At 41.9% G+C, this 10,791-nt stretch carries 12 protein-coding genes; 3 read left to right on the top strand and 9 right to left on the bottom strand.

All coding sequences use genetic code 11. From position 1 onward, the window contains the following. Positions 1–319: 319 nt before the first annotated feature. Both pqqA and B3O33_RS05890 read right to left on the bottom strand, forming a co-directional pair. Entirely contained in the window at positions 320–391 is a 72-nt protein-coding gene (pqqA, locus tag B3O33_RS05895) for a pyrroloquinoline quinone precursor peptide PqqA (RefSeq protein ID WP_081443609.1), read from the bottom strand. A 98-nt stretch (positions 392–489) separates the two neighbouring features. Continuing rightward, positions 490–1,821 (bottom strand): mechanosensitive ion channel family protein, encoded by a 1,332-nt coding sequence (locus B3O33_RS05890; protein ID WP_292359766.1) that lies wholly within the window; start codon positions 1,819–1,821, stop codon positions 490–492. A 124-nt stretch (positions 1,822–1,945) separates the two neighbouring features. Here B3O33_RS05890 and B3O33_RS05885 point away from each other — a divergent pair, with 124 nt between their 5' ends. Further along, positions 1,946–2,692 (top strand): SDR family oxidoreductase, encoded by a 747-nt coding sequence (locus tag B3O33_RS05885; protein ID WP_292359765.1) that lies wholly within the window; start codon positions 1,946–1,948, stop codon positions 2,690–2,692. An 81-nt stretch (positions 2,693–2,773) separates the two neighbouring features. Here B3O33_RS05885 and B3O33_RS05880 read toward each other — a convergent pair whose 3' ends face one another. The 3 genes from B3O33_RS05880 to B3O33_RS05870 all read right to left on the bottom strand — a co-directional run bounded on the left by B3O33_RS05880 (position 2,774) and on the right by B3O33_RS05870 (position 5,395). Beyond that, complete coding sequence (locus B3O33_RS05880) at positions 2,774–2,977, bottom strand: cold-shock protein (protein ID WP_014706925.1); 204 nt, start codon at positions 2,975–2,977, stop codon at positions 2,774–2,776. A gap of 262 nt (positions 2,978–3,239) precedes the next feature. Beyond that, positions 3,240–4,268, bottom strand: coding sequence for an acyltransferase family protein (locus B3O33_RS05875; RefSeq protein ID WP_292359763.1), 1,029 nt, complete (start codon positions 4,266–4,268; stop codon positions 3,240–3,242). Positions 4,269–4,387: 119 nt separating this feature from the next. Beyond that, positions 4,388–5,395, bottom strand: coding sequence for a sensor domain-containing diguanylate cyclase (locus B3O33_RS05870; RefSeq protein ID WP_292359762.1), 1,008 nt, complete (start codon positions 5,393–5,395; stop codon positions 4,388–4,390). Positions 5,396–5,495: 100 nt separating this feature from the next. On the opposite strand from B3O33_RS05870, the gene B3O33_RS05865 reads away from it, so the two are divergent. Further along, positions 5,496–6,572, top strand: a complete 1,077-nt coding sequence (locus B3O33_RS05865; RefSeq protein WP_292359760.1) for a DUF3080 family protein — start codon at positions 5,496–5,498, stop codon at positions 6,570–6,572. A 3-nt stretch (positions 6,573–6,575) separates the two neighbouring features. Here B3O33_RS05865 and B3O33_RS05860 read toward each other — a convergent pair whose 3' ends face one another. The 4 genes from B3O33_RS05860 to B3O33_RS05845 form a co-directional block, all read right to left on the bottom strand. Then, a complete protein-coding gene (locus tag B3O33_RS05860; protein ID WP_292359758.1) occupies positions 6,576–8,189 on the bottom strand; it encodes a methyl-accepting chemotaxis protein in 1,614 nt (537 codons plus the stop codon). 312 nt (positions 8,190–8,501) lie between these two features. Next, entirely contained in the window at positions 8,502–8,873 is a 372-nt protein-coding gene (locus B3O33_RS05855; protein WP_292359756.1) for a helix-turn-helix domain-containing protein, read from the bottom strand. A 91-nt stretch (positions 8,874–8,964) separates the two neighbouring features. Next, complete coding sequence (locus tag B3O33_RS05850) at positions 8,965–9,489, bottom strand: NADPH-dependent FMN reductase (protein WP_292359754.1); 525 nt, start codon at positions 9,487–9,489, stop codon at positions 8,965–8,967. Between the two features lie 108 nt (positions 9,490–9,597). Beyond that, complete coding sequence (locus B3O33_RS05845) at positions 9,598–9,873, bottom strand: cupin domain-containing protein (protein WP_292359752.1); 276 nt, start codon at positions 9,871–9,873, stop codon at positions 9,598–9,600. Between the two features lie 265 nt (positions 9,874–10,138). On the opposite strand from B3O33_RS05845, the gene B3O33_RS05840 reads away from it, so the two are divergent. Next, positions 10,139–10,791: TonB-dependent receptor plug domain-containing protein (locus tag B3O33_RS05840; protein WP_292363180.1), on the top strand; the 653-nt coding region annotated here is incomplete at its 3' end.

Here is a 10,791-nt window from a genome sequence, read left to right as displayed (position 1 = left end):
CAGGGAGGCGCGCGCCGGCCTGTGTTGCTCGTCGTTTATTTAGAACGACTACAAAACCGCCGGGACAAGCAATGTTCCAGACATTGCTTTTGCATACACTCCATCCATGGAGATAAACGTTTTTGAGCGTCAGCCCCGAAGGGGTGAGATACACGGATGTATCTCACAAACGACATTCCCGCGCCTTGATTGGTGCATTTTCAGTCACAACAGAGGCGGCTATGAAAGATCAACAGACCCTAGCATAACGTAAAAATGGCAGGCAAAAAAAAAGCCCCGAACAATGTCGGGGCTTTTTGATGTTTAGCTTGTCTGCAGATTAACGGTTGCAGATGTACATAGTAACTTCAAAGCCAAAACGCATATCTGAGTATTCTGGTTTAGTCCACATGTCGATTTCTCCAAATTTATTAAGAAATAATTTCTTGTTACGGATTAAATAATACGCTTGAGGAAAACTATTTTTATCAGTAATTAGCTCAATGACACTCAGGATTTTCCTGAATCCTTAAACCGTCTTTCATCTGCATTAAGAATTTTAACTTCACGCTGTGGATAAGGAATTTCGATATTGTGTTCCTTTAAAGCATCCCAAATCATCAGTAACAGATCCGCACCGACTCGATTTTCCCCATCATCTATGCCTTCCATCCAGAACTCGATCAGGATATCGACCCCTGAGTCACCAAAGCCTGCAATTTCAGCATCAGGGCGTTCTTCAATTGGAATATCATCACCACTAATAACCCTTGGATGACTGGCCACGACTTCACGTAATAATTCAAATAGAAAGTGCAAATCAGTTTTGTAAGAGACCTGGAATTCAATATCGTAACGTTGCTTGATATTTTTGTGCGTCCAGTTGGTAAAACTGGTCGTTATAAACTGTTCATTAGGCACCATAATATCTTTGCCATCAAAGGTTTCCAGTGTGGTTGAACGCATATTGAGTTCGCGGATAATACCTTTACGTCCGTCTTCCATTTCGATGTAATCGCCAACACTTAAAGAACGTTCAAGTAGCAGAATAATGCCGGAGATAAAATTGGAAGCAATAGACTGTAAACCAAACCCCAACCCCACACCTAACGCACCACCGAATACTGCGAGAGCGGTGAGGTTAATACCCATAATCTGTAATAGCAGAATAAATACGATGAAAAACAGGGCAATTTGAAACAGTTTGGCAAATACCTCACGGGTACCAATATCCAAATCTTCCTGACTGCGGATAATTTGTTGTCCGGCATTGCTTGAAATACGGCCTAACCAGAACAAAATCGAGCCGAATATCAATACCCGGACAATCCCATAAGCGGAAATGTTGATATTGCCAACCTGAAACGACATGGATTCGAGATAAGCAATGACCGTGTCAAGCCAGCCAAACAGATGCAGAATTGCAATAGGTAAAATAACCCAAAGCGCCAGTTTCTTGAATAGGGCTTTATGTACGAGTCGATCGATCAGCTTATAGAGCATAAAAATGACTGCCCAGCTCATACAAACCTGAATTAACCAGCTTTGGCCGATCCATAAATGGCTGATATCAGCAGCAACTGAAAACGCCATGATCAACATTAACGGCAGGATCAAATCGCGGCTGCGATAAATGCTGTTACGAAATTTGAGTAAAGGACCTGACGCTGGAAGTTGTCTTAATAGCGGTGAGCGGTTTTTTAAAAAACTGGCAATGGAATATGCCAGCAGGCTGGCTAAAACAATCAACCCGATTTGGGAATAAAATTTCGGACTACTTGCCCAGTCCATGGCAATGCTCAGTGATTGAAAAAAGAGGGTTTCAATTTGCTGGATATCCATGACCATTCCGTATGATGTGCTAAAAGACTGCTAATGTAGGTGAGCACAAGCGTCGAATCAAGCGGGTCTGAATAGGACTTTTAAATACAATAGCTGATTTATGTGAAAAGCGGGAGGGATTTAGATGAATGTAACCTATGACATAACAGGTAAAACAGCCTTAGTGACAGGGGCTAACCGGGGTATTGGTAAAGCGATTGTCGAGGCTTTTATCCACGCAGGTGTCAGCAAAATTTATTTGGCCGTTCGTGATGTCGCATCAGCTGATGCATTATTAGCGCAATATCCCGAACAGCTTGTTGCCATTGCGGTAGATTTAGCAAAGCCAGAAACCATATTTGCTGCTGCCAAAAAAGCCAATGATGTTGATCTGGTCGTAAATAATGCAGGTATTTTGCTAATGGCAATGCCGTTAGATGATCGTGTGGTTGAAGCCTTACAAACGCAGATGGCAGTTAATGTAAACGGTTTGCTCTATATGGCTCAGGCCTTTGCGCCTGTATTGAAATCAAATGGTGGCGGGGCCTTTGTTCAGCTTAATTCAATTGCTTCATTAAGATCTTTCCCGGCCTTTTCAAGCTATGCAGCCTCTAAAGCCGCAGCTTATTCATTAACTCAGGCCTTACAGGAGCAGCTTGCTGAACAAGGCACCAGAGTAATGAGTGTGCATCCCGGGCCAATAGCAACCGATATGGCAAAAGAGGCTGGGTTTAATGATATTGCAGAAACTGCTGATACCGTTGCAAAAGCAATTATTGATGGCCTTAAAGCGGGGCAATTTCATGTGTTTCCAGATACTATGGCACAGGACATGTGGATGCAATATCAGAGTTTTGCCCGTAATGTTGTGGAAGCTGACAGTGTTGAATAACACCCAGATACAAAAAAGCCCCGGTTAAGGGGCTTTTCGTTTCACCGAGAGGTGAAAGACAAACTGTTATATCGTGTGCAATTAAGCAGGAACGATATTTTCAGCTTGTGGACCTTTTTGACCTTGAGTAACATCAAATGTTACACGTTGGCCTTCAGTCAATGTTTTGAAACCGTCACCTTGGATTTGACGGAAATGTGCGAAAACGTCAGGGCCGTTTTCTTGTTCGATAAAACCAAAGCCTTTAGCTTCGTTAAACCATTTAACTGTTCCAGTTGAAGACATAAATCATCCTATTTTTTGTAAATCTAAAAATGCCCATGCGGGCGGGTTTGCTGTAAGTGGAGCGGGTATTTTGAAAACAGGACGAGTACTCTTTGGATCTAACATTAAAGCGGAAACATCGAACTTGAAAACAAATATCTGTCGTACTTGCAAGCACAATCGACTATATAGAGATTATTTGTAAAGGTCAAAACATATTTTTGTAAAAAACGAAATAGTATGGGGCTTGAGTAAACACTGTTCTCGGCTTCAAGTCACAATGCTAATTCATTACTGGTACAGGTGTGCGCTTTTGTCGCCTTTGACGAAACCATGTCAGGCACGGTTTCTCGACGTAATAATGGATAAGTGTTGCCAGAAGAAAAGATACAACAACAGCCATTGTTACGCCTGTTAACCCTGATAAACCCATTGCGTAGCTCTGATCGATGATTCCATAACCAATGTTCTGGTGTATCAAATACAGCGAATATGACAGGCTACCTAACCAGAGGGTGATGGTGTTAACAATAAAATTCAAATAACCGCTTATGGCCATAACAAACACGCCATAGCACGCTAATACAAAAATATTGAACGGTGCAGGATAGGCAATCAGAGCATGACTCATTGCCAGCGCAAGAAAAAAAACGTCTATTGCAGGCAAACTGCCCGATTTATGCCAGTTGTACAATAAAATCCCACTGATAAACAAAGGTGCATACAAGACAAACAGTAATTCGTGAGTAATGAACAGCATTGTGTGAGATAAATTTTCCATATTCATCACAGCGAGATAACTGATTATGATCCAACCGAATAAAACGATGCGTAACAATTGCCAGCTTTTCAAGGTATAAAACAGTAACGCCATCCAGACATAAAATGTGACCTCAATCACCAGGCTCCAGTAGGCTCCATCTACATGGGCATGATTAAAATAACTGTGAAGCAGCGTGAAGTTCATCAGGGCTGAACTCAACGGAACAGTTCGATCAGGAGGGCCAAGTAGATGAACAGCCATGAAAGTCAGAATAATGCCAACCCATAAAGCGGGTAATAATCGAAAAGCGCGGGCTAAACCAAATTTGCCTGCATGTTGTGTTCTCTCCAGAGTCATGAAAATGACAAAACCACTAAGCATGAAAAATAAATGAACGCCATAACGACCAAATTCCAGCACATCGGGCGGAGTGAATGCATGACCGTACAATTCGTTGTAATAAGGAAAATAATGAAAAAGAACTACGCCTAACGCTGCAATTCCTCGCAATGCATCAAGTGCCTGCAGTCGGTTTTTGGCCTTCGCCATACATCGCTCCTGCTGTAGAAATGCTGATGAGTATAACGTTCGAGAATTAACGCAGACTTAACATAGGCTATATAAACAGGAATTAATGCTATTTGAGAATAGCAGAATTACTAAAAAAATCACGACACAACACAGTTTTTTCCTTGATGCTTCGCAGCATAAAGATTGCGATCTGCTCGGCTGAGCAGGGCAAAAATACCATCATCCTGTTCACAATACTCGGTCAGACCAATGCTGACGGTAAAGGTTACTTTTTCGCCACTGACTAACGGCAGACTTAATTGCTCTACACACTCACGCATCCGTTCTGCTAGCGTCAGCGCTGAAGCCAGATCGGTTTCCGGTAAAACCATGGCAAACTCTTCACCACCAATACGACCAAAAATATCGTACGAACGCTTTGAACTCATAATGCATTCGCTGAATAACTTTATGGCCTCATCGCCGGTGTTATGGCCATGCAGATCATTTATACGTTTAAAGTCATCGATATCAAACATCAATAAACATAATGTTCGATTATGACGGGAGGTACGTTGCAATTCGGTTTCTGCTTGAGCAATAAATGCCCTGCGATTCCAGATCCCAGTTAAATCATCCGTATTGGCAAGATATTCTAATGTTGTTGCGACTTCTTCCAGTTCAAAGTTCTTTTCCAGAATATCCAGGTGGGCTTCAAATATATTACGTAACTGCACCAGCATTTTGCGTTGCAATTCACTGTAATAATGCGTTTTTGTATCCAGAACACACAATGAACCAAACGGATCACCATTAGGCCAGCTGACGGGGACGCCCAGATAATTGATCATGCCTAATCTGGAATCATACTTATCTTTCCAGTTATCGTCCTCATTGGCATTGGCGACAAACAGGGTTTGCTGATGATCAATAACAAATTCGCAGTACCTTCCTGAACCGGTCAATTGAAATTGTTTATTGATTTGATAAGGGTTTTCAGGTGCTCGATTTTTTACTTTTACAACAAGTTGATCATAGCTGTTAATACACGTCAACAAAGCCGCTGGTGTTTCCATAAACTCAGCTAACAAATCAATCAGATCCTGCCATTGCTGAAAATAATCATCGCTTACAATCGGATGAGACATATTCAATTTATTGGTCAAGGAGTTGATCCTTTGTTTTTACACCTAATCAAGAGCATACAATAAATTTAAAACGAGTCTTTAACCTATTTAAAGTGTCTGAAAAATAGGTTCCCAGTTTTTGGTTAAAAACGCATTATTAATGTCTGTTCCGTATCGAATTACATTCCTGTTAACTTGCCTGTTCGGGTTGATTGGCTGCGACCCGTTCGCTAAACCTGAAACCATGATGGATGAGTATGTAAAAAGGTTAGGCCATGTACTGGATGTTGAGCCGAAATACTCTGATTTAATTTATATTGAAAGAATACCCAGACCTCGGGAGCGCAAGTTATCAATCCCGGAAACCGAGATAAATATGCTCGACTTTTTGGCGTTGTATGGTTGTGAATTGCAATTTGTTGTCGGTGAGAAAAACTCGATTATGGGCCGAGTCATGCAGCCGTTGAATAATCTGCGTTATGAATTACGTTTTATTGAAGCGGCCAGGGTATGTTTAGCAGAGATTGATAACGACAACTTGCGACAAAAAGTTTCAGAAGCGATTGAAACAAAACAGCAGTCTTTACCACTAATTATCTGGAATGCTACCTGGGGAACTGATGAAATAGCCAGATTGATGAGCCTGTCCAATGGGCTGTATCAGCCCGAACAGAGCCAGCATGAAATATCGACATATTCTAATGATATTAACTATTTAAATTCGGTTGTCAGAAAGCTCCAAGCTGGTGATTATGCAGATGATCTGAATTACGTGGGTGATATACAACAGCGCTGGCAATATGGAAGCAGGGCAGGTCAGTTGCACAATAGTGTGAGATTACTGGCCAGCAGGCTTGATGATGCAACACAAATCCTGAAACAGCGAATTCATCAAAAAACCTTATGTCCACAAGGTCAACCCAATAATAAGGCAAAAATTGTAGAGTCGGTGTTCTTCAATGTCTACATCGCTAACGTTCAGCCATATCTGTCCAGCGTGAATCGTGGAGCCGAACAGTTATTCAAACCATTAGCCGAACTGGCTGACATCCAACAGCATGTCATGCCGGACTCTTTTCGGCCCTATTACGATCAAAGTTTACGTTGGGATAATGATAAAGGGCTTTGGAGCAAGTATCAGCAACAAGTTAAAGCGCACACTGAAGCCTGGCAGGATTTGCTGGAACAATGTGGTCTTCGGCCCACTCCTGATTAATATCTAAACCTTAAAGCGACTCATCATTTGTTTCATAGCGTCTGAAAAGCGTCTGATTTCCTGGGAGAGCTCTTCACCGGTTTCAGCGACTTCACTGGCCGATTCTGTCTGTTCATTCAGGCCATGCAGATTTTTACTGATCTCTTCGGCAACACAGGTTTGTTCCTCAGTTGCCTGAGCAGTTTGAGTTGCCATGTCGTTAACACGGTTAGAAGATTCCTGGATTTCATGGAAGACCACATCGGCTTCGACAAAAGTACTCGCGGTTTCATCTGCATTCACTTTACCTTCAGAGATAGCCTTGGAAGATGCACTGACGGAAAGCTGTAATTGCTGAATGATTTTATCTATGTCATTAGTACTTTGCTGAGTTCGGGTCGCCAGGGTGCGGACCTCATCTGCTACAACGGCAAAGCCACGGCCATGTTCGCCAGCACGAGCGGCTTCAATGGCTGCATTCAACGCCAGTAAATTGGTTTGTTCGGCAACACCACGAATAACATCCAATACCGTCACTATATTATTTGAGTTGGTTTCCAGTTCCTGAGACGAATTCAAGACCAAATCCATATTACGGATCAGGGCCGAAATTTTTTCATTCGATGTTCTGACAACGGCCATACCCCGATCCGCTAAACCAGCAGTTTTATCGGCTTCTGATGCTGAGTTCGTAGCAACCTGTGCCATTTCCTTATTGGCCAGAGTCATTTCATGAACGGCGCTTACAATGGATTCAGTTGATAAATTTAACTTATGGTTAATGCTTTTAGTATGTTCTGAGGCATCTGAGAGACTGGCAGTCAGACTTCCCAGGTTGCCGACTTGTGACAGGATGTTTTTTATCAGATCCTGCAGGTTGGAAACAAATACGTTAAAGGCTTGGGCCAGATTGCCAAATTCATCTTTGGAAGACACGTCTATTCTTGCGGTGAGATCACCATCACCTGAAGCGATTTCATTGATACGTTTCACCAGGTAGTTAATATCATCTGTCAGCTTTTTAGGAATCAGATAACTGAACGTTAAGGCAATCAACAAGACAATACCAACAGCAATAAAAGTAAACGTCATTTTGGTACGGATAGCAGCAGCCAATTCTTTTTCGATGACCTCAAAACCGGTAATAACTGCTTCACCTGATTTATCAAGAATATCCCTCAATTCGGCAAACTCCTGATCTTCAACCTGTCCAAGGCGATTTAATGAAAGCTTGTTATTAAAAGCTTCAATTAAAGCGTTGGATGAGCTTACCCACTCCTGATAAGCCTGATCAAATACTGCCGGATCACCTGCTATTTCCGGAAAGTCTTTCAGGTACGCTCTGTAATCAGCATAACGCGCTGCAACTTGCTGGATATTTTCCTGCCGGTCTGCTTCCTGTTGTTCGGCATCAGATTGTCCGGAAAGAATATTTAATTGCGCTAACTTGGCTTGGTAAAGATCACGATCAGCATTCAGAATAACCTCACTTGCTGGCATAAAGCTTCGAGACTGAATTTCAATAAGATTGTTTTGTAATGACATCATCCACCAGAACATCGAGATGACGATAATAATGGTTAACCCCATGACCAATACCGGTAATGAGCTTTTGGTTCGAATGCTGTGGATGTTCATATCAATGTCCTTAGAGACCGCAAAATCGTGTAATTACCAGCTTATACATGTAGTTCCTTGCAGAAGGACTTATGTACAGCAATGTTGTCGACAATCTAAGGAAAACCTTTAGAAAAAACCTGAATTAATGACACATAAGTCACATTGTTGATTTAGAGGAAAAATGGGTTTGCTGAAAAAAAGATGTCGCCAAGCTCTACAGGAACAAGAGCCTGTGTGAGAGGATTTTTTCGCTATGGCAGGTTTGATAGCTTATCTTTAAAGGTTCAGAAACGATAGAACCGTTTCACCTGCAGTCGTTAGCATTCCAGTTTATTTGGACTTTGTTTTTTTGTTGGCTTTCTTTTTATTCTTATCGGCTTTTTTGGATTTGTTGACTTTGGCTTTTAATTTTTTTGCAGATTTTTTGTCTTTTTTAGTTTTGTCTTTGTTGTCTGTGTCCAGTTTGGTCTTAACTGGCTCGGGAAAGCAGTCAATTCCATTTGTGCGGTAACGTCCCAGCCAATATCGAACCTGCCCAAGACTTAATGTAGTTTGATCTGCCGTCTCAGTTTGAGTGGCACCTTCTGAAAGTAATAATAAAGCCTTTGCTCTTTCACTATTTACGGAGTTTTTTTCACTGATTTTACGAAGTTGTTTTTGGGCTTTTTTCTTTAATTCCAATAAAACTGCTGAGTCGTTCATGCTGGATCCCCAAAATAATGAATAAATGATCTAAAACACTTAATTTTTCGACATTACTGCAACTGTATTTCAAAAATGTGACAAACAGACCTTAGGCCAGTTTATTCATGGTTTCGTGCAACTGTTTATCATAGTCAGTATGAATAACCCGCCCACTGTCTGCATCGAAATTTTCATAAAAAGAGGGTAATGACATACTGCCTTTTATTTCTGCAGCAAAACGAGGAAGGGCGTTCAGCGCAATATCCATGACTGTTGCACCACCGCGTTCACCAGGAGATGTTGAAAGAAGAATAGTGGGTTTTTTCTGAAAGATTTTTTGTTCGATGCGAGAACACCAGTCAAACAGGTTTTTCCATGCCGCTGAATAGTTTCCATTGTGTTCTGCAAACGAAATAACCAATGCATCAGCACTGCCCAATTTAGCAATAAAAGCTTGTGCCAAAGCAGGTTGTCCCAGTTCTTTTTCTATATCAACACTGAATAAAGGCAGCTCATAATCATTCAGATCAAGAACTTCTACCTCTGCCTTGTCTACCAGACTTGCCGCATAAGTGACTAACTGCTTATTGATGGATTGTTTACTACTGCTGGCTGCAAAAGCGATGACTTTCATAAAATCTCCATTAATTGAAACTCAGTTTTGTGACAGGTAGCCTGTCGAAAAGTTGTTCATATTGCAAAAGTAAAAAAGGCATCCGAGGATGCCTTTATGTATTACTGACTAATCGTAGCTGTAATGTTTTTTCAGCTGTTTAGTGACTTGCCACATGCTTTTTAAACCTGTTGGGAAAATTGCATAATCACCAGGAACGATAGTGACTGGCTCGCCGCCGTCTGGTGTAACGACAATTTCACCTTCCAGAATGTAGGCTTTTTCGGTTTCATCAAAATCCAAACGGAATTCAGTGACCGGGCAATCCCAAATTTCCCAACCTGACACACCCAGTTCTTGTAAACGAGCTTCACTGGGGTTTTTTTCAATAATAATCTCTGGCATAAAAATCCTGATATATAAAAAAGTATGATCCTGGTTGTCATGCGACAAACCGATTGCTTTTACTGTCGTCCATGTCCTATCACACGGCAACATGTCAGTATTTGACCGGCAAATAATAGCAAACCTGACTCTTTAAATCCTAAATGTATCAGTTTAACCTGCTGCACAGGTGTTCTTGTCTATCTAAATGAAAATGATTAGTGTTTACATTGGCGTGTGTCGGGCGTAGCATATATTCCTTTGAAATCTACCCCGGAGACCCCCGATGCAAACAAAATTATCGCCTTTTGCGATATCCATTGGTTTAGCTTTATTGGCAACACAGACTTTAATGGCTGCAGAAAGTGATAATGATTCTGCAGTGTTAGATGCCATTACTGTTACAGCCAGTGCCGATGCTTCTGCTGAAGGTCTATCTCCAGCCTTTGCCGGTGGTCAAGTTGCTGAGGGGGGACGTGCAGGTATTCTGGGGACTAAAGATAATCTGGATACACCTTTTAGTATTACCAGCTATACCAACGAATTTATTCAGGACCGTCAGGCGCAGAGCGTCGGAGACGTCCTGCAAGCCGATCCCGGTGTCAGGGTTGCTCGCGGCTTTGGTAACTTTCAGGAAACCTACTTCATTCGGGGTTTTCTTCTTTATTCAGATGATGTTGCCTACAATGGTCTGTATTCGTTGTTACCCCGTCAATATATTGCGACAGAGTTATTTGAACGCGTTGAAGTATTGCGTGGTGCCTCAGCATTTCTGACAGGTGCCGCTCCGGGTGGGAACGGTATCGGATGTGTGATTAATTTACTCCCTAAACGAGCTCCAAACTATGATTTGAACCGAATCACTGTCGGTGCATCGCACAATGATCAACGCAATGTCGCTGCGGATGTGGCACGTCGTTTCGGTGAAAATCAAGAGTC

It is taken from the genome of Methylophaga sp. UBA1464 (assembly GCF_002325665.1).
Lineage (GTDB): Bacteria > Pseudomonadota > Gammaproteobacteria > Nitrosococcales > Methylophagaceae > Methylophaga.
Note: the sequence above shows the minus strand (reverse complement) of the source record. Positions and strands in the feature narration are given on the sequence as shown.

Bases quoted from the DNA above. Each gene is read 5' to 3' on its own strand.
- B3O33_RS05875 (WP_292359763.1), bottom strand. From the start codon at position 4,268: ATGGCGAAGGCCAAAAACCGACTGCAGGCACTTGATGCATTGCGAGGA.
- B3O33_RS05850 (WP_292359754.1), bottom strand. From the start codon at position 9,489: ATGAAAGTCATCGCTTTTGCAGCCAGCAGTAGTAAACAATCCATCAAT.
- B3O33_RS05890 (WP_292359766.1), bottom strand. From the start codon at position 1,821: ATGGATATCCAGCAAATTGAAACCCTCTTTTTTCAATCACTGAGCATT.
- B3O33_RS05885 (WP_292359765.1), top strand. From the start codon at position 1,946: ATGAATGTAACCTATGACATAACAGGTAAAACAGCCTTAGTGACAGGG.
- B3O33_RS05855 (WP_292359756.1), bottom strand. From the start codon at position 8,873: ATGAACGACTCAGCAGTTTTATTGGAATTAAAGAAAAAAGCCCAAAAA.
- B3O33_RS05860 (WP_292359758.1), bottom strand. From the start codon at position 8,189: ATGAACATCCACAGCATTCGAACCAAAAGCTCATTACCGGTATTGGTC.
- B3O33_RS05845 (WP_292359752.1), bottom strand. From the start codon at position 9,873: ATGCCAGAGATTATTATTGAAAAAAACCCCAGTGAAGCTCGTTTACAA.
- B3O33_RS05880 (WP_014706925.1), bottom strand. From the start codon at position 2,977: ATGTCTTCAACTGGAACAGTTAAATGGTTTAACGAAGCTAAAGGCTTT.